At 73.8% G+C, this 17783-nt stretch carries 20 protein-coding genes; 9 read left to right on the forward strand and 11 right to left on the reverse strand.

Annotated elements, in window-relative coordinates:
• Nucleotides 1-43: 43 nt before the first annotated feature.
• Genes ACZ6SA_RS43110 through ACZ6SA_RS43125 form a run of 4 tightly spaced genes read left to right on the forward strand, consistent with a single transcriptional unit; the run spans nucleotide 44 to nucleotide 3401 of the window.
• Nucleotides 44-790, forward strand: coding sequence for a FadR/GntR family transcriptional regulator (locus ACZ6SA_RS43110; protein WP_347644817.1), 747 nt, complete (start codon nucleotides 44-46; stop codon nucleotides 788-790).
• A gap of 57 nt (nucleotides 791-847) precedes the next feature.
• The gene (locus tag ACZ6SA_RS43115; protein WP_465834884.1) at nucleotides 848-1813 is read left to right on the forward strand and encodes an adenylate/guanylate cyclase domain-containing protein; all 966 of its coding nucleotides are present in this window, start codon (nucleotides 848-850) and stop codon (nucleotides 1811-1813) included.
• A gap of 59 nt (nucleotides 1814-1872) precedes the next feature.
• On the forward strand, nucleotides 1873-2397 hold the full coding sequence (locus ACZ6SA_RS43120; protein WP_347644815.1) for a SigE family RNA polymerase sigma factor: 525 nt from the start codon (nucleotides 1873-1875) through the stop codon (nucleotides 2395-2397).
• Nucleotides 2394-3401, forward strand: coding sequence for a hypothetical protein (locus tag ACZ6SA_RS43125; RefSeq protein WP_465834887.1), 1008 nt, complete (start codon nucleotides 2394-2396; stop codon nucleotides 3399-3401). The genes ACZ6SA_RS43120 and ACZ6SA_RS43125 overlap by 4 nt, the downstream gene beginning before the upstream one ends.
• 30 nt (nucleotides 3402-3431) lie before the next feature.
• On the opposite strand, the gene ACZ6SA_RS43130 is transcribed toward ACZ6SA_RS43125, so the two are convergent.
• Complete coding sequence (locus ACZ6SA_RS43130) at nucleotides 3432-4949, reverse strand: acyl-CoA synthetase (RefSeq protein ID WP_465834889.1); 1518 nt, start codon at nucleotides 4947-4949, stop codon at nucleotides 3432-3434.
• A 197-nt stretch (nucleotides 4950-5146) separates the two neighbouring features.
• On the opposite strand from ACZ6SA_RS43130, the gene ACZ6SA_RS43135 reads away from it, so the two are divergent.
• Nucleotides 5147-5803, forward strand: coding sequence for a class I SAM-dependent methyltransferase (locus ACZ6SA_RS43135; RefSeq protein ID WP_465834891.1), 657 nt, complete (start codon nucleotides 5147-5149; stop codon nucleotides 5801-5803).
• Nucleotides 5804-5869: 66 nt separating this feature from the next.
• On the opposite strand, the gene ACZ6SA_RS43140 is transcribed toward ACZ6SA_RS43135, so the two are convergent.
• Together ACZ6SA_RS43140 and ACZ6SA_RS43145 are read right to left on the reverse strand one after the other, a co-directional pair.
• Nucleotides 5870-6262, reverse strand: coding sequence for a hypothetical protein (locus ACZ6SA_RS43140; RefSeq protein ID WP_465834893.1), 393 nt, complete (start codon nucleotides 6260-6262; stop codon nucleotides 5870-5872).
• 39 nt (nucleotides 6263-6301) lie between these two features.
• Nucleotides 6302-7252: a LysR family transcriptional regulator gene (locus ACZ6SA_RS43145; RefSeq protein ID WP_347645168.1), complete on the reverse strand. Its 951-nt coding sequence runs from the start codon at nucleotides 7250-7252 to the stop codon at nucleotides 6302-6304.
• Nucleotides 7253-7318: 66 nt separating this feature from the next.
• On the opposite strand from ACZ6SA_RS43145, the gene ACZ6SA_RS43150 reads away from it, so the two are divergent.
• A complete protein-coding gene (locus ACZ6SA_RS43150) occupies nucleotides 7319-8572 on the forward strand; it encodes an MFS transporter (RefSeq protein WP_347644810.1) in 1254 nt (417 codons plus the stop codon).
• 34 nt (nucleotides 8573-8606) lie between these two features.
• Here ACZ6SA_RS43150 and ACZ6SA_RS43155 read toward each other — a convergent pair whose 3' ends face one another.
• Complete coding sequence (locus ACZ6SA_RS43155; protein ID WP_347644809.1) at nucleotides 8607-9521, reverse strand: MerR family transcriptional regulator; 915 nt, start codon at nucleotides 9519-9521, stop codon at nucleotides 8607-8609.
• Between the two features lie 64 nt (nucleotides 9522-9585).
• Between ACZ6SA_RS43155 and ACZ6SA_RS43160 the strand changes: the two genes are divergently transcribed.
• Nucleotides 9586-10332 (forward strand): maleylpyruvate isomerase family mycothiol-dependent enzyme, encoded by a 747-nt coding sequence (locus ACZ6SA_RS43160; RefSeq protein ID WP_465834895.1) that lies wholly within the window; start codon nucleotides 9586-9588, stop codon nucleotides 10330-10332.
• On the opposite strand, the gene ACZ6SA_RS43165 is transcribed toward ACZ6SA_RS43160, so the two are convergent.
• The 6 genes from ACZ6SA_RS43165 to ACZ6SA_RS43190 form a co-directional block, all read right to left on the reverse strand.
• The gene (locus ACZ6SA_RS43165) at nucleotides 10329-11528 is read right to left on the reverse strand and encodes an RNA polymerase sigma factor (RefSeq protein WP_465834897.1); all 1200 of its coding nucleotides are present in this window, start codon (nucleotides 11526-11528) and stop codon (nucleotides 10329-10331) included. The two genes, ACZ6SA_RS43160 and ACZ6SA_RS43165, sit on opposite strands and share 4 nt — an antisense overlap.
• 95 nt (nucleotides 11529-11623) lie before the next feature.
• A complete protein-coding gene (locus ACZ6SA_RS43170) occupies nucleotides 11624-12445 on the reverse strand; it encodes an aldo/keto reductase (protein WP_347644806.1) in 822 nt (273 codons plus the stop codon).
• 74 nt (nucleotides 12446-12519) lie between these two features.
• Complete coding sequence (locus ACZ6SA_RS43175) at nucleotides 12520-13164, reverse strand: response regulator transcription factor (protein ID WP_347644805.1); 645 nt, start codon at nucleotides 13162-13164, stop codon at nucleotides 12520-12522.
• The gene (locus ACZ6SA_RS43180) at nucleotides 13155-14303 is read right to left on the reverse strand and encodes a sensor histidine kinase (RefSeq protein WP_347644804.1); all 1149 of its coding nucleotides are present in this window, start codon (nucleotides 14301-14303) and stop codon (nucleotides 13155-13157) included. Before ACZ6SA_RS43180 ends, ACZ6SA_RS43175 begins: the two co-directional genes overlap by 10 nt.
• Before the next feature lie 10 nt (nucleotides 14304-14313).
• A complete protein-coding gene (locus tag ACZ6SA_RS43185; RefSeq protein ID WP_347644803.1) occupies nucleotides 14314-15105 on the reverse strand; it encodes an ABC transporter permease in 792 nt (263 codons plus the stop codon).
• Nucleotides 15102-16016 carry an ATP-binding cassette domain-containing protein gene (locus ACZ6SA_RS43190; RefSeq protein ID WP_347644802.1) on the reverse strand — a complete coding sequence of 305 codons (915 nt, stop codon included), beginning with the start codon at nucleotides 16014-16016 and terminating at the stop codon, nucleotides 15102-15104. Before ACZ6SA_RS43190 ends, ACZ6SA_RS43185 begins: the two co-directional genes overlap by 4 nt.
• Before the next feature lie 205 nt (nucleotides 16017-16221).
• Here ACZ6SA_RS43190 and ACZ6SA_RS43195 point away from each other — a divergent pair, with 205 nt between their 5' ends.
• Nucleotides 16222-17259: a DUF5685 family protein gene (locus tag ACZ6SA_RS43195; RefSeq protein ID WP_465834901.1), complete on the forward strand. Its 1038-nt coding sequence runs from the start codon at nucleotides 16222-16224 to the stop codon at nucleotides 17257-17259.
• Nucleotides 17260-17268: 9 nt separating this feature from the next.
• On the opposite strand, the gene ACZ6SA_RS43200 is transcribed toward ACZ6SA_RS43195, so the two are convergent.
• Nucleotides 17269-17580 (reverse strand): YbaB/EbfC family nucleoid-associated protein, encoded by a 312-nt coding sequence (locus ACZ6SA_RS43200; RefSeq protein ID WP_347644800.1) that lies wholly within the window; start codon nucleotides 17578-17580, stop codon nucleotides 17269-17271.
• 116 nt (nucleotides 17581-17696) lie between these two features.
• On the opposite strand from ACZ6SA_RS43200, the gene ACZ6SA_RS43205 reads away from it, so the two are divergent.
• Nucleotides 17697-17783, forward strand: an 87-nt coding sequence (locus ACZ6SA_RS43205; RefSeq protein WP_465834904.1) for a helix-turn-helix domain-containing protein, incomplete at its 3' end; no start/stop codon positions are given.

Here is a 17783-nt window from a genome sequence, read left to right on the forward strand (position 1 = left end):
TGCACATTGCCAGTCGTCGGCGGCTCGGGTCAAGGGGGATTGCATGGGTGGTCCGCGGTTCGAGCCGGTGCGTGCCGTACGCGCCTACGAGCGGGTCGTGGAGCAGGTCGAGGAGGCCATCGAGAGCGGCGCGCTCAGCCCCGGCGAGCGGCTGCCCAGCGAACGCGACCTGATGGTGCAGTTCTCGGTCAGCCGGTCCACCGTGCGCGAGGCGCTGCGGGTGCTGCAGGCGCGCGGCCTGGTCCGGTCGCGTCCCGGCGATCCCCACGGGGCGGAGGTGCTGCCGTTCACGCCCGCCGCCCTGCACAAGTCGATGACCACGCTGGCCAGGGTGGAGGAGCTGTCGCTGGCCGAGCTGGTGCAGTTCAGGATGGTGCTCGACTCGTCGGCCAGCCTGCTGGCCGCCCGGCTGCGCACCGACGGGCAGCTCGACGAGATGGGCGCGGCCGTCGCGCGCATGCGCGCCGCGACGGACCACGACGCGTTCGTGGCCGAGGACGTCTCCTTCCACGACGTGGTGGCGCGGGCCAGCGGCAACAAGCTGATCCAGATCTGCACCGACGTCGTCCGCTCGATCGTGCTCGGGCTGATCTCGGAGAAGCTCGCCGCCGCCCCCGACCGGCCGGCGCTGATGCGGCAGACGATCAAGCACCACGAGGAGGTGCTGGCGGCGGTGCGCGCGGGCGACGGGCCGCTGGCCGCCCGGCTGACCCGCAGGGCGATGTACGACTATTACGCGGACTACGTGCCGGACGGTGAACGTCCGGCCCTGCGAGCCCTGCTGGAGTGATCGCGCTGACTCCGCACTGGTCACCTGACCCGGGGCCCCGAATGTTATCTTGCCCACGTGCCGCTCGATGATGGGGACGCGTTGCGCGAGGCGTTCCTGCGCGAGCCGCGCCGCTACACCAGCCACCAGGTCGCCGACATGGCGGGGGTGCCGGTCTACCGCGCGCGGCGGCTCTGGCGCGCCCTCGGGTTCCCCAACGTGGCCGACGACGCGGTCGAGTTCACCGACTCCGACGTCGAGGCGCTCAAGACGATGTTGCGCATGGTCGGCTCCGGCGCCTACGACGAGGAGCACATGCTGCTGATCGCCCGCTCCATCGGCCGGGCCACGACCAGGCTGGCCGAGTCGCAGGCCGAGGTGGGCGTGGAGTCGCTCGACCAGGCGGGCGTGCCGCTGGAGGAGCGGTCGCGGGCGTGGCGCAGGCGGGCGGAGCTCGTGGTGCCCGACCTGGCGCGGCTGCTGGTCTACGCCTGGCAACGCCAGCTCGCCGCCGCCGCGGGGCGCATCGCGGGCCAGGACATGAGCGCCGTACGGCTGTCCGTCGGGTTCGCCGACCTGGTCGCGTTCACCCGGCTGAGCCGGCAGATCACCCTCGGCCAGCTGGCCCGGCTGGTCGACAGGTTCGAGGGACGCTCGGCCGACATCGTGACCTCGTCCGGCGGGCGGGTGATCAAGACGCTGGGCGACTCGGTGTTGTTCGTGGCCGATGAGGCGCACGTGGCGGCGGACATCGCGGCGCGGCTGGTGGAGACGCACGCGCGCGGCAAGGACATGCCGGAACTGCGGGTGGGGCTGGCGGCGGGGCCGGTGATGTGGCGCATGGGCGACGTGTTCGGCACCACGGTCAACCTGGCCAGCCGGCTCACCGCGCTGTCGTTGCCCGGCACGATCCTGGCCGATCCGCAGCTGGCGGAGGAGCTCGAGGGCGACCGGGAGTTCCGGCTGCGGGCGGTCGACCGGCTGTCGGTGCGCGGGCTGGGCGAGCTGGTGCCGTTCACGGTCACGCGCGCCGAGACCCCCTGACGCCGGTTCCCCCGGCCGGCGGCGCCGGTTCGGCGCGGGGCAACCTGACGCCACGCTCGATGCGTCACTACCGTCAGCAAGCTTCGAGGAGGCATCTCACGTTGGCGGATAGGGCGATATTTCATGACTTTGTGGCGACCAGGTCCGATCGGCTGCTGCGCACCGCGTACCTGCTGACCCGCGACTGGGGAGTCGCCGAGGACCTGCTGCAGGAGTCACTGGCCAAGGCCTGGTTCGCCTGGCCGGGCATCGACGAGCCCGAGGCGTACGTGCGCAGGGTCCTGGTGACCACGTACACGTCCTGGTGGCGGCGCAGGTGGCGCAGGGAGCTGCCCAGCGACGACCTGCCCCACGCCGTGGCGCACGATCCTCCCGGCGGCGAGCGGGAGGAGCTGTGGCAGGCGGTCGGCCGCCTGCCCGCCCGGCAGCGCGCGGTCGTCGTGCTGCGGTTCTACGAGGACCTGCCGGTGGCCGAGGTGGCCAGGATCCTGGGCTGCCAGGAGGGCACGGTCAAGAGCCAGTGCGCCAAGGCGCTGGCCAAGCTGCGAGTGGACGAATCGATCGTGAAGGAGCTGCACCGATGAGCGCGCACGACCTGCGTGACGTCCTGCGGGAGCGGGCCGGGGCCCCGGCGCCCCCGAACCCGCACCGGCACGACCAGATCCGCTCCCGCATCCGCAGGACCCGCGTCCGGCGGGGCGCGATGGCCGGCGCGGCGGTGGCGGCGGCCGTGGTGCTCGGCGTCTCCCTCCTCCCCGGCGCGGCCGAGCCCCCCGCCCGGGAGATCACCGCGGCGGCCAGGCCCGCGGCCGAGCTGCCCGAGACGTTCACCTCCGGTGACGGCACCGAGTACCGGCGGGTGGCCACGGCCGAGCTGGCGGCCAAGGGCGGTCAGAAGGCGTCGGTCACCGTCCCCGTCACCGGCAGGCCGCTGGACCTGGCCGGGTTGTGCCAGGGCAGGCCAGGGGGCCAGCCGCCGCACGTCGCCGTGAACGGCAGGCCCCACCGGGCCAGCTTCCTGAGATGTGGGAAGGACATGGAGCTCAGACCGCTGGTCGTACCGGAGGGCGCCACAGAGGTCACCGTCACCTTCGACACCGAAATAACCGGGTACGGCTGCGTACGCGAGAAGAAGGGCGGAAAGTGCGAGCCGGTCAAGCCGCACTGGGCCGCCTGGAGCCTGGCCGTCTACGAGTGGACGCCGCCCGCCGAGCCGGTCGAGCCCGGCGAGCTGCGCTCCCCGCCTGCCAAGCTGGCCGGCATGAGACTTGCCGCCAGGACGGGCGGCACGTGGACGAAGGAGCGCTCGTTCGAGCTGGTGGTCAGGAGCCCCGGCGGGAAGCTGGGCCTGGAACAGCTCTGCACGGGCGACCTGGCCCGCCGCATCTGGTTCACCTACCGGATCAACGGCAAGGACACCGGCTCGACCGCTGACTGCGGCACCTGGAAGAGCGGCCCCTTCCCGATGGCGATGGCCGAGCACAGGGTGCCCAAGGGCGAGAAGGTGACGATCACCGGGAAGGTGGGCCTGTGGGGTGAGGCCACCAACCGGCCGGTCCGCTGGGTCGTGGCGGCGTACGTGAATTGACCACCGCTGACCGGCCGCCGGGGCGGCCGGTCAGAACCGGTCGCGCAGTTCCCGCTTGAGCACCTTGCCCGAGGCGTTCTTGGGCAGGGACTCCACGAACACCACCCGCTTGGGGGTCTTGAAGGCGGCCAGCCGCTCCCGCAGGAACACGATCAGCTCGTCGGCCGTCACCCCGGCGCCCTCGCGCAGCACCACGGCGGCCGTCACCGCCTCGATCCACCGCTCGTCCCGCACGCCGAAGACGGCGGCTTCCGCGACCTCCGGATGCTGGTAGACGGCCTCCTCGACCTCGCGGCTCGACACGTTCTCACCGCCCGACTTGATCATGTCCTTCTTCCTGTCGACCACGGACAGGTAGCCGTCGGCGTCCATGACGCCCAGGTCTCCGCTGTGGAACCAGCCGCCGCGGAACGCCTCCTCCGTCTTGGCGGGGTCGTTCCAGTAGCCGAGCATGGCGTGCGGGCTGCGGTGCACGATCTCGCCGACCACGCCGGGCGGCACCGGCCTGTCCTCGTCGTCGACGATCCTGGTCTCGACGTTCAGGGCGGGCCTGCCCGCCGAGCCCAGCCGGGTGAGCTGCTCGTCGGGCCCGAGGATCGTGGCGACGGGGGCCATCTCCGTCTGGCCGTAGAAGTTGAACAGGCGCACCTCGGGCAGGCGGGCGGCGATCTCCTTCAGCACCTCGACGGGCATGATCGAGGCGCCGTAGTAGCCCTTGCGCAACGACGACAGGTCGCGGCGGCCGAAGTCGGGGTGGCGGAGGAGGCCGATCCAGACGGTGGGCGGGCAGAAGAGCTTCGTCGCGCGCTCGCCCTCGATCGTGGCCAGGATCACCGCGGGGGTGGCTCCTGGCAGGATGATGTTGGTGGCGCCCAGGTAGATGCCGGGCGTGAGGAAACAGTGCAGTTGCGCGCAGTGGTAGAGGGGCAGCGCGTGCACCTCGACGTCGCCGGGACTCATCTCGCCGTCGGCCACGCACGTGACGTACTGGGAGATCAGGCTGCGGCTCGACAGCGTGGCGCCCTTGGGGCGCGACTCGGTGCCGCTGGTGTACATGAGCTGGATCGGGTCGTCGTCGGCGATGTCCACCTGCGGCTCCGACGCGTCGTCGCAGGCCGCCCAGGTCGCGAACGGCTCCCAGCCGTCCGCCGCCGCGCCGATCACCCCGCGCACGGTGACCCGCGCGCCCGCCGCGGCGTCGGCCACCGGCAGCAACCCCTCCTCCACCAGCATCCCGGTCGCGCCCGAATGCTCCAGGATGTACGCGACCTCGTCGCTCCCCAGCATGAAGTTGATCGGCACGGAGATCGCGCCCAGCCGGGCCAGCGCGAAATACGCGACCACGAACGCGTGGTTGTTGTGGCTCAGCACCGCGAACCGGTCGCCCTTGCCGACGCCCCGCGCCGCCAGCGCGTTCGCCGTGCGGTTGACCATCAGATCGAGGTCGGCGTAACTCTGGCGCAGGTCACCGTAGACGACGGCGGTCTTGGCGGGGTGGCGGGCGGCCGAGCGCCGCAGCAGGTCAGCGATGGTATGCCGGCGGATCATGGGGACATCCTTCAGTCGCGCAGAACCATGTTCGGGTGATCCTAACCGTTCGCCGTCTCCTGCGCCCGCGCGCGATCCCCTCGCCGTCGGGCGGCGGGCATAGACGGTGGTCATCCGGGAACTCGCTTCGGTGACGACGTCATCTCAGTTCACGCAGACGCTCACGCGTCTCATCCGAGAGAGGCCGCGCCACCGCCATGCCGCCCGTTCCAGAGGTCATGCACCGTACGCTGTTCCGCGCCCTGTCACTGCTCCCGCCGCAGGCCCAGGGCATGGTCCTCGGCCGCTTCTTCGACTGGCGGCACCGGGTCCCCGACCCCTGGAAGTTGTCGACCGACACCTACGAGCGGCAGAAGTACGAGGCCACGCTGAAACACGTGCCGCGGAGGCCGTACCGGCGCATCATCGAGGTCGGGTGCAGCGAGGGCGCTTTCACCCGCGGGCTGGCGGACGCCTATCCCGAGGCCGAGATCGTCGGGGTCGACGTCTCCGCACGGGCGCTGGAGCGGGCGCGCCGGCGGGTCCCCGACACCGGCCGGGTGCGCTTCGTCCAGGCCGACATCCTCACCCATGTGCCCGAGCAGCGCTTCGACCTCGTGTTCTGCTCGGAGACCCTCTACTACCTGGGCCGCCACGAGCGCCTGCGCCTGGCCAGCGCCCGGCTGGGCCGGCTGCTCGTGCCGGGCGACGGGGTGCTCGTGGCCGTGCACCCATGGCCGGAGGCCGGGCGGCTGCACCGCTACCTCGACGCCGACGCGGCTCTGTCGCGGCTGGCCGAGGAGGTCTACCTCGCGCCTCCCCGCCCGTACGCCGTCACGATCTACACCACGAGGGCCGGCCCGCCGCCCGCGTGACTCACCCGCGACATCGGCGGACCGAGGGCCGTCCTCCCGGCGGCGGTCCGTGTCCTCCGGCTCGGCCTACCCCGCCCCACCCGGGTCCCGGATCGGGGAGGTGCCGGCAGCCGTGTTCCGTGGCCGTCCGGGCGGGCGGCGGTCGAGGGCCTGGGCCCATTTGACGGCCACGGCGGCCACCTGGACGAGTTCGGCACGCAACCGGTCCGGCTCGGTCTCCGCGAACGCCTCCATCACCTCCTCCTCCAGGATGTGCCGCCACGTCAGCGTCCCGGCGCGGGCGGCCGTGTCCGTCGCGTGCCTCGCCGCGCCGGACTCGGCCGCCGCCCGCTCGCCCCCGGTGCCGTCGGGCAGGATCTGCATGCCCCAGCGCGCGTCCTGCGCCGCCCGCTCCGCCGCCACGTCGGCGAGCACCCTCGCCAGCGAGCCCGGCACGCCCGCATCGCCGTCTTCAGCCATCTCCCCAGTCTGGACCATGAGCCTCGCCGGCCTCACCGGTCACGAAGGGCCGGGCTGCTCGCCGCGGAATCCCGGCCCCAGGTCCGTCACACCGGCGCACACGTGGTCCCTGAACACCCGCGCCGCGGGGGTCAGCCGCTCGCCCGCCGGCCAGCTCACGCCGATCGTCCTGAACACCGGCGGCGACAGGGGGATCTCCATGACCCCGGCGACCGAGCCGGGCGGCCCGGAGCGGGGCAGGATCGCCACCCCCAGCCCTGCCGCCACGAGCCCGCGCACGGTCTCCGACTCCTGCCCCTCGAACACGATCCGCGGTTCGAATCCCGCCCTGGCGCACAGGTCGTCGGTGATCTGGCGCAGGCCGTACCCGGGTTCGAGCGTCACCAGCTCCTCCCCCGCCAGCTCGGCGGCCCGCACCCGCCTCCTGGCCGCGAACCGGTGCGAGCCCGGCACGGACAGCACCAGCTCCTGGTCGGCGAGCCGCCTGCTGACCAGGGCCGGGTCGTCCAGCGGCATGGGCGCGAGGAACACCAGGTCGATCTCGCCCTCGCGCGCGGCCCGCAACATGGTCTGCCGCGAACCCTGGACCAGGCTGAACCGGATGCCGGGATGGCGCGCGCGGAAATCACGGATGAGGGAGGGGACGAGCGTGCGGCCGAGCAGGTGCAGGAAGCCGAGGGCGACGCGGCCCGTGCCCGGGTCGATCTCCTCGCGCACCTCGCGGACGGCGGCGGTCACCGAGCCGAGCGCGCGGGCGGAGGCGGCGGCGAGCACGCGCCCGGCCCTGGTCAGCCGGATGCCGCGGCCCGCGGGCAGCACGAGCGGCGCGCCTACCAGGTCGGCGAGCGCGGCGAGGCGGCGGCTGGCGGTCGGCTGGGGGATGCCGAGCAGCTCGGCCGCGCGGGTCACGTGCCCGGTCTCGCCGACCGCCGCGATCAGCGCGAGGTCGGAGGCGAGGCGGGCGGCCAGCTGCTCGTCGGACTCATCCATCACGGTATGAATCATGACCTGTTTCTGCATTGGACGTATCTATGTGCCGTGCCTAGCGTGGCGCGGGTGGTGGTCACTCAGGCTCAGGCTCCGCCCGCGGACACGCGGCGGGTCAGCGCGGCCGTGGCGGCGGCCGGGCTGTCGTCGTTCGCCCTGCTGTACGCGCCCCAGCCGGTGCTGCCGCAGCTCGCCGGGGCGTTCCGGCTGGATCCGGGGAGCGCGTCGCTGGCTGTCGGCGTGGCCACGACCGCGCTCGCCGTGACGGTGCTGCCGCTGGCCTGGCTCGCCGGGGTGGCGGGGCGGCGGCGGGTGATCCTCTGGTCGGTGCTGGGGTCGGCGGTGATCGGGCTGCTGCTGCCGCTGGCTCCGTCGTTCCCCGTGCTGCTGGCGATGCGGGCGGTCCAGGGGGTGGCGGTCGCGGGGTTCGCCGGGGTGGCGGCGGCGTACCTGGCCGACCGGCTCGGCACGGCGCGGTTGCCGGGCGCGGTGGGCGCGATGATCGCGGGCAACACGATGGGCGGGATGCTCGGCCGGCTGGGCGCGGGCTTCGCCGCCGGCCCGCTGGGCTGGCACGGCGCGCTGTTCGCCGTGGCGAGCGTCGCCCTGCTGTGCGCGCTGTTCACCGCCCTGGCCCTCCCCCGCGACCGGCACCCGTCCCCTGCACGCACGCCGCGCCATCCCCAAGCCCCGCGGCCCGGACGCGCGACGACCGCGCCCCCGCACCGCCAGGTCGCGGCATCCGCGCCGCAGCGTGAGGGGCCGGGGCGGCCGGTCGCCGCCTACGCCGTCGGCGCGCTGGGCATGGGCGCGTTCGTGGCGCTGTACAACGCCGCCGGCTTCCGCCTGTCCGCGCCGCCGATCTCGCTCAGCACCGCCGCCGCGTCCCTGGTCTTTCTCGCGTACGCCATGGGCACCGCCTCGTCGGCCGCCGCCGGACGGATGGCCGCCCGCCTCGGACGCACACCCGCCCTCGTCACGGCGCTGACGGTCACGGTGGCCGGCGCCGTCATGACCGCCAGCCCGGCCCTGCCGTTCGTCGCGCTCGGCTTCGCCGTGCTGACCGCCGGGTTCTTCGCCGCACACGCCATCGCGAACGCCTGGGTCACCGCCGATGCCGAGCCGAGCGCCCGCGGCCGGGCCGCCGGGATGTACACCCTGGCCTACTACCTGGGCAGCGGCGTGGGCGGCACCGCGGGCGGCGTCGTGTACGGGCACGCGGGCTGGACCTGGCTGGTGGTCCTGACGTCGGCCTGGCTGCTGCTGGCGGGCCTGGCCGTCCTCGTGTCACGCGCGGGGAGGCGACGACGGGCCGGGCCGTGAGGGCGGCACGGTCCGGCCGCGAGGGCGCCCCAGGTCAGGCGGTGAGGGCGCGCTCGAGCGCGTCGGCGAGCCACAGGTGGGCCGAGCCGAGCGTGGCCTTCTCGTCACTGACCTCACTCACCAGCCGCCAGTAGCGGCGGAAGCGCGGATCGCGGTCGGGAGCCAGGTTCGCCAGAAGCTCGCGCCGGAAGTCCGGGGTGTCGCCGACCCCCCGCACGGTGGCGTGCACCGCCACGAACCGGTCCAGCTCGGGCCCGGGACGCGGCGCCTCTCCCGCGATCACGAGCGGCTCGACCAGCGTGCACGCCTCGCCGACGCCGTACATCAACTCGTCCTCGTCGTGGATCACCTGCACGTTCTCCAGCGCCCGGGAGCGCAGGAGGCGCGTCAGCGACCGGTCGGCGACCAGGGTGACCAGCTCGGCGTACGCGACGACCTGGGGCGGGGTCGGATGGGCGGGCGGGTCGGGAACGGCCATGGCCACGAACGACGCGAACATCTCGTCGGCGATGGGCGCCACCATCTGCCGCCGCCAGAATCCGACCAGCTCGTCGCGGGCGGCGGTGCCCTGCTCGGCCGCGGCCAGCAGGTCCAGCCGGGCCGCTCGCTCGGCCGGGCCCGCCTCCTCGACGGCGCGCAGGGCGGCCCGCCGCCAGGCCAGCCCGGCGAGCTGGACGTCGAGCGCCGCGCGCTCCTCCGCGACCGCCTCGGCCACGGAGCGCTCGCCGGCGAGCACGCGCGCGATGGCGGCCAGCCCCAGGCCGAGCCCGCGCAGCCGCCTGACCATGCCGAGCCGCTCGACCGCGGCGCCGTCGAACCTGCGGTGGCCGCCGGCGCTGCGCACCGACTCGATGATGCCCTCGTCGCAGTAGTAGCGGATCGTCCTCACGGGTACGCCGGTCAGCGCCGCGAGGTCGCCGATCCCCAGCGTGTCGTTGCTCACAGACACTTGAACCTCCACCCCACTGGAGTTTCTACGCTAGCGGTCCACCTGCTGAGAGGAGTTCTCACCCATGACGGCACTGGACACCGCGCGGCTCGCGGAGGGCTTGCGGGAACACACGGCGGGGTTCGCCCACGCGGTCACCGGCGGCGAGCCGGACGCCCGGGTGCCGACGTGCCCGGAGTGGCGGCTGCGCGACCTGGCCGGGCACGTCGGGCACGCCCACCGATGGACGGCCGAGCTGGTGCGCCTGGCCGCGTCCGAGCCCGTCGCCGCGCCGGCCGCCGACGACCCCGGCCCGCAGGACACCTGGGCGCGGTGGCTGACGGACGGCGCGCAGGAGGTCGTCGACGCGGTCCAGGAGGCGCCCGCAGGCGCCCGGGTCTGGTCGATGACGGGTCCGACGCCGCCGGTGTTCTGGTTGCGCAGGATGCTGGGCGACACCGTCATCCACCACTATGACGCGGCGGCCACGACCGGCGTCGCCTTCGACGTCGCCGGCGACCTGGCGGCCGATGTGATCTCCGAGGGGATGGGGCTGCTCGCGGAGCCGTCCGCGGTGGAGTTCAAGCCCGAGCTGGCCGAGCTGCGCGGCAGGGGCGAGACGATCGTGGTCCGGCCGGACTCGGGGCAGGGCTGGGTGATCACCAGGACGCCGGACGGGATCCGCTGCGACCGCGGGAGCGGCGACGGCGACGTCGTGGTGTCGGGTCCGGTGACGGAGCTCATGCTGGTGTTCACCCGGCGCGTGCCGCCGCGCGACGTCGCGGGCGACCGCGCGCTGCTCGACCACTGGCTGGCGCACACCGCGTTCTAGCCCCAGGCGATCCGCTCCTCCAGCAGCGCCTGCTGGGCGGGGTTGGCGGTCAGTGCGAGGGCGCGCTCGTCGGCCCGCCGGGCCTCCGCCCTGCGGCCGAGATCGCGCAGCAGCTCGGCGCGGGTGGCGTGGAGGAGCGGGTAGCGGCCCAGCACCTCGCCGAGGTCTTCGAGCTCGGCGAACGCCGCCTTCGGGCCGTCCACGTACCGCAGGGCGATGGCCCGGTTGAGCCGGGCCACGGGCGACGGGGCGAGGCAGAGCAGCATGTCGTAGAGCATGACGATCTGCCGCCAGTCGGTGCCCGCCCATGACGCGGCCTCGGCGTGGCAGGCCGCGATGGCCGCCTGCAGCTGGTACGGCCCGGGACGCCGATGTGTGCGGGCCGTCCGGGTCAGGAGCCGGATCGCGTCCTCGATGGCGGCGTGGTCCCACAGTGAGCGGTCCTGGTCGGCCAGCAGCACGAGCCGGCCGCCGGCGCCGAACCTGGCCGCGCCGCGGGCCCGGTGCAGCCGGATGAGGGCGAGCAGCCCGGCCGCCTCGGGCTCGTCCGGCATCAGCCCGGCCAGCAGCGAGGCCAGCCACTCGGCGTCGTCGACCAGGTCACGCGCCTGGGCCCGCTCCAGCGTGCTGGACAGGTAGCCCTCGTTGAACAGCAGGTAGATGACGGTGAGCACCTCGCGCAACCGCTCCGGCCGCTCCCCCGCCGCGGGCACGCGGTACGGGATGCCCGCCTCCGCGATCTTCCTCTTGGCGCGGGTGATGCGCTGGGCCACCGTGCTCTCCCGGGTCAGGAACGCGGCGGCGATCTGCGCGGTCGTCAGCCCGCACACCACCCGCAGCGTGAGCGCGACCTGCGCCTGCCGCGGCAGCGCGGGGTGGCAGCAGGTGAAGATCAGCCGGAGCCGGCCGTCGGGTTCGCCAGGCTCCGGCACGCACAGCAGGGCGAGCTTGTCGCGGTGGTTGCTCTCGCGGCGCAGCAGGTCGAGGCCGCGCCGCCGGGCCACGGTGTACAGCCACGCCTCTGGCCGCTCCGGCACGCCGTCCTCCGGCCAGCGCACCAGGGCCTTCTCCACCGCGTCCTGCACCAGGTCCTCGGCGGCGGAGAAGTCGCCCAGCAGCGTCACCAGCGAGGCGGCCAGCCGGCCGGCGTGCTCGCGCACCACGCGGGTCAGTGCGGCGTGGGAGACGTCCGTCATGGCCGCTCCTTGTCGTGTTCCCCGGTGTCCATCGTCCTGTCTCCTTCGATCGTCATGGGACAGACGATCGGGGGCCCGCCGTCCGCGACATCGGGTCAGAGTTCGACGTGGGTGTCGGGATCGCCGCCGAGCCGTCCACCGCCGTCGAGCTCGGCCATCCTCGCCATCTCCGCGTCCGACAGGCTGAAGTCGAACACCTCCAGGTTCTGCCGCATGCGCTCGGGGTGGGCCGACTTGGGGATCGGCACGGCGCCGAGCTGCAGGTGCCAGCGGAGCACGACCTGCGCGGGGGTGCGCGCGTGGGTGGTGGCGAGGTCGGCGACGACGGGCTCGTCGAGCAGCTTGGAGCCGCGGCCGAGCGGGCTCCACGACTCGGTGACGATGTCGCGCTCGGCGTGCCAGGCGCGCAGCTCGCGCTGCGCCAGGCCGGGGTGGAGCTCGACCTGGTTGACGGCGGGCAGGACGCCGGTCGCCTCGGCCAGCCGCTCGATATGCGCGGGGGTGAAGTTGGAGACGCCGATCGAGCGCGCCAGGCCCTGCTCGCGCAGCTCGACGAAGGCGCGCCAGGTGTCGACGTAGAGGTCGCGGCCCGGCAGCGGCCAGTGGATCAGGTACAGGTCGACGTAGTCGAGGCCGAGCCTGGCCCGGCTCTCCTCGAAGCCGCGCATGGCGGCGTCGTAGCCGTGGTGGGATCCGCGCAGCTTCGTGGTGATGAACAGGTCGTCGCGGGCCACGCCCGCCTCGGCCACGGCGGCTCCCACGCCGGTCTCGTTGCCGTAGCTGGCGGCGGTGTCGATCAGCCGGTAGCCGAGCGATATGGCGTGTCTCACGGCCTGATGTGCTCCGTCGTCGTTCATGGGCCACGTGCCCAGACCGAGACGCGGCATCGGGCGGCCGTCGCAAAGCATGATGGTCATGGCCACTTCCTTGCCCGATGCCCACCCGGAACAACCACTTTTGTCGCATTCGTCCCCGCGGTGCTCCGAGCTGGTCAGCCCTCGAGGTAGCGCAGGACGGCCAGCACGCGACGGCTGTAGTCAGGGTCACGGGGGAGGTCGAGCTTGTCCATGATGGCGTTGACGTGCTTCTCCACGGTGCTGAGCGAGACGTGCAGGCGCTCGGCGATGGCGGCGTTGACGAAGCCCTGCGCCAGGTGCCGCAGCACCTCGCCCTCACGCGGGCTCAGCCTGCTCACCGGGTCGGCGTGGGTGGTGCGGGCGAGCAGCTGGCGCACCACCTCGGGATCGAACGCCGTGCCGCCCGTACGCACCCGCTCCAGCGAGTCGAGGAACTCGCCCACCTCGGAGACCCGGTCCTTCAGCAGGTAGCCGAGCCCCTCGGCGGGCCCGGCCAGCAGCCTCGCCGCGTAGTGCTGCTCGACGTACTGCGAAAGGACGAGGACGCCTACGCCGGGCAGGCGCCCGCGGATCTCCAGCGCCGCCCGCAGCCCTTCGTCCTTGTGCGTCGGCGGCATCCGCACGTCGACCACCGCCACGTCGGGCCGGTGGCGCTCGACGGCGTCGAGCAGCGCGGGCGCGTCGCCGACGGCGGCGACCACCTCGTGGCCCGCGTCGTCGAGCAGCCGGGTCAGGCCCTCGCGCAGCAGCACGGAGTCGTCGGCCAGGATCACCCGCACGGCGGAGCCTTCGGCAGCGACGCGGCGATCCTGGTGGGGCCGCCGGGCGGGCTGTCGACGGTGAACGCGCCGTCGAGGGCCATGACCCGCCGGGCCAGACCGGACAGTCCGCCGCCCGAGGGGTCGGCGCCGCCCTCGCCGTCGTCTGAGATCGCCACGCTCACCACCTGATCGTCCTCGTCCAGCACCACCAGGATGTCACGGGCGCCGGCGTGCTTGATCGCGTTCGTGATCGCCTCGCGGGCCACGAAGTAGAGCGCGGTCTCCACCTCGGAGACGGGCCGCCCGGCCAGCCCGTAGTGCACGGTCACCGGCACGCTCGACCGTTCGGCGACGCCCGCCAGCGCGGCCCGCAGCCCCAGTTCGTCGAGGGCGGTCGGGTAGATCCGCCAGGCGACGCTGCGCAGCTCGTCCAGCAGGCGGCGCGACTCGGTGTAGGCCTGGCCGACCAGCTCGGCGGTCCTGTCGTGGTCGCGCGTGTGCCGGGCGCGGCCGAGCAGCATGGCCAGGGCCACGCCTCGCTGCTGCACGCCGTCGTGCAGGTCGCGCTCGATCCTGCGCCGCTCGTCGTCGACGGCCCTGACGATGCCCGAGCGGGTGGCGGTCAGCTCGGCGATCCGCCTGCGCATCAGCTCCTCGCCTCCCGGGCCGAGGAAGCGGGCGGCCAGCCGCCGTTCCAGCGCCGCGACCCCCACCACGAGCAGGGCGGTCACCGCCAGCAGCACGGTCCCGCCGGTCAGCCCCAGCGTCCAGCCGCTGGTGACGAGCCGCACGCCGGGCAGGTTGAGCGGCACCGTCTCCGACCCGCCCGCGATCAGCTCCCACATCCCGCCGGCCAGCAGCAGCCCGCCGACGAACAGGATCGCCGCGCAGGCGTAGCCGCTCAGGACGCCCAGCGCGGCGCGGGCGGCGAGGAACGCGTAGCCGCCGTCCGGCCGGGCCGTCTCGTGGCCGAGCCACCGGGACAGCCTGGCCCGATCGGCGGCCACCAGCCGGTCCCGCCCCCGCGCCGCGAGCGGCCGGGCCGCCGGGATCAGGGCCGCGGGCCACGCCACCACGAGGAACGCCAGCTCGGCGAGGCCGAGGACCATCCCCAGGAGGACCCCGGCCAGCGAACGAACGACCACGGTTCCCGGCACGGGCGCGAGTCTAGGCGTCACGGCGGCGCAGCACGGCATATCCGGCCGCCAGCGCCACCGCCGTCCAGGCGAGCAGCCAGGCCAGCCCCTCCCCCGCGGAGTACGGGATCGGCCCGCCGGTCAGGTTGTCCGTGCTGCCCATGAAGGCCAGCCCGGCGAACGTCGGAAGGCGCATGGAGGCGTCCAGGGCCACCGGAGCGCCGGTCATCAGCAGGAGCAGCGGCAGGCCCATGAGCAGCATGAACACCACGGTCAGCGTGCCGGCCGCGCTGCGCATCACGGCCCCCGCTCCCACGGTCATCACCGACACGAGCGCCAGGTACGCCCCCGCTCCGAGCAGGTCGGGCACGACCTCGCCGATCGGCGCCACGACCAGGCCCCCGAACACGTCCGCCGACAACACCACGTGAACGGACGCCGCCGCCACGGCACCGGACACCACCCCGGCCGCGAACATCACGGGCCCCACGACCAGCGCCTTGGCGGCCAGCACCACGCCGCGGGCGGGAGTGGCCTGCAACGTGACCCGGATGCTTCCCGAGGCGTACTCCGACGTGATCACCAGCATCGCCGCCGCCACCATCGCGAACTGGACGAACGACGTCGCCGACACCACCGGCTCGCCGGCCGTCATCCGCACGCCCGCGCCGCCCTCGCGCAGCGCCTCGGTGGCCGTCGCGCCCCCCAGCGTGATCGCGCTCAGCACCATGAGCGCCAGCGCGCCGGCCAGGCACCACCACGTGGACCGCACCGACCACAACTTGCCCCACTCGGCCCCGACGGCCTGCCACAGCGTGCTCATGCCCCGGCCCTCCCCGCGCCGTACTCGACGCTCTGCGACGTCAGCTCCTGGTAGGCCTGCTCCAGCGACGCCTCTCGGGTGCGCAGCTCGTGCAGGCGGATGCCGGCCTCATAAGCCAGGTCGCCGACCCGCTCGACGGCGGCGCCGGTGGCCTCCAGTTCGTTCTCGCCGAGCCGGTCCACCGCGATCCCGGCGGCACGCAGGCGTGCGGCCAGGTCTCCCGCGTGCGGCGTGCGTACGAGCACGGCCGTGAGGGAGCTGCCCGCGATGACGTCGGCCAGCGGCGCGTCCATGATGAGCCGGCCCTTGCCGATCACCACGAGGTGGTCCGCGGTGAGCTGCATCTCGCTCATCAGATGGCTGGAGACGAACACCGTGCGCCCCTCGCCGGCCAGCGACCGCATGAGCCCGCGCACCCACCGCACGCCGTCCGGGTCGAGCCCGTTGACGGGCTCGTCGAACATCAGCACCTCGGGATCCCCGAGCAGTGCCGCCGCGATGCCGAGCCGCTGGCTCATGCCCAGCGACAGCGCTCCCGCGGGCCTGCGCGCCGCGCCCGCCATGCCGACCGCCTCCAGCACCTCCGCGACCCGCCGCCGCGCGATGCCGTTGGCGCGCGCCAGCGCCGTCAGGTGCGCGTGACCGCTGCGCCCCGGGTGCAGGGCGCGCGCGTCGAGCAGCGCGCCGACCGTGCGCAGCGGGTTCCTGATCTTCTGGTAGGGGACGCCGCCGATCAGCGCCGTGCCGGTGGTGGGCCGGTCGAGGCCGAGGACCAGGCGCATGGTGGTCGATTTGCCGGCGCCGTTGGGGCCCAGGAAGCCGGTCACCGCGCCCGGTTTCAGGTCCAGCGACAGGTCGTCGACCGCGAGCCGGTCGCCGTACCGTTTGCTCAGGTTCTTGAGGCTGATCACGCCGCCTCACGCTAGGCGGCCACCGCTGCGGCCACCATGGGGGCGATCCGCCGACCTCGATGGAGGAAAGCCGTAAACCAGTCATGACCATGCAGGCCGGTTGAAAGCCTCGGGCCCTACCCTGTTCCCTTTGATCGTGCCTGAACGTCTGTGAGGTCGTGTGTTCGGAATCATCCGCCCCTGCGGTGACCATGGGTGCCCGTCGTTGCGTGCCGCGTGGCGGGCGCACCTGTGCGGGTTGTGCCTGACGTTGCGGGACGGGCCCGGGCAATCGGCACGGCTGACCACCAACTACGACACGCTGCTCCTCTCGGTGCTCACCGAGGCCCAGCTCCAGGAGGGCGCGCCGCGCCGCACGGCCGGGCCGTGCGCGTTGCGGGGATTCCGCGCGGCCGAGGTGGTGGACGCGCGGGCGCGCGGCGCGCGGCTGGCGGCCTCGGTCTCGCTCGTGCTCGCCGCGGGCAGGCTGCGCGACCATGTGGCCGACGGGGACGCCGCCTTCGGCACCGCAGCCGCCCGCCGCCGGCTGGCCGCCCGCTGGGAGGCGGGCGGCGCGCGGCTGGGCGCCGGGGTCGGCTTCGACACCGCCGTGCTGGCCGCGACCGTGGACCGCCAGCTCGGCCTGGAACGCCTGGCCACCGCCCCGGACACCACCGGGCCGGACACCACCGGGCCGGACCACCGCGGCGCCGGTCCCGCGCCCGGGTTGAGCGTGCTCGATCTCACCGCACCCGCGGAGGACGCCGTCGCGGCGGCGTTCGCGCACACGGCCGTGCTCGCCGGGCGGCCGGGCAACGCCCCCGCCCTCGCGGAGGCGGGCCGGTTCTTCGGCCGGCTCGCGCACCTGCTGGACGCGGCCGAGGACCAGCGCGACGACCAGGCGCGCGGAGCGTTCAACCCGCTGACCGCCACCGCCACCACGGCGGCCGAGGCACGCCGGTTGTGCGACGACGCCGCGCACGGGCTCGCCCTGGCACTCGGGGACGTCGAGCTGGCCGAGCGGCACCTGGTGGACGTCCTGCTCGGCACCGAGGTACGCCGGGCGGTGGCCCGCACGTTCGGCTCCGCCACCGCCTCGTACGAGCGGCCCGGCTGGATCCGCAGGTCGGCGGCCGGCGTCGCGACGTTCCTGACGTGCGGGATGTGGCGGCCCCGGTGGAGCAGCCGGCGCGGCCGCCCGTGCGACGAGCGCTGCTACCTGCGCGAGTGCGCTGACTGCTGCGAGTGCTGCGACTGCTCCTGAGCGCGGCCGTCAGGAATCGGCGACGGTACTCGCGATGTCGAACGACTGGCCCGTCACGTCCTCCTCGGCCAGACGGTACGCCTCCACGATGGCTTCGCTCAGCGCCTTCGAGCCCAGCCGCATGGCGCGGGGGTCGATGTGCAGCGCGGCCAGCGACCCGGCGGTCGTGACCTCGACGGCGACCTGCCCTCCCGCGCTCTCGCCGCGTCCCCTGGTCTCCTGCAGCCGGCGGGTGACCTCCTCGAACCCGGCCGTCCGGGCCGCCATGTCGGCGAGGACGCGGTCGAGCTCGGGGTCGCCGGTGGGCGGTGGTGTGGTCATCGAATCTCCTTAAGCGTGGAGACCCCAGGCTTCAGCCCTGGGGAGGAAACGCGGCACAGCGCCGCATACCGAACACATGCACGATGCTTAGCTGATCGCGTGGTACCATGTGACGCGTGGCGCAGATCGTGAAGCGGGCCTACAAATACCGCTTCTACCCGACCCCCGGCCAGGCCGAAGAGCTTGCCCGGACGTTCGGCTGC

It is taken from the genome of Nonomuraea sp. NPDC049378, from assembly GCF_055586745.1.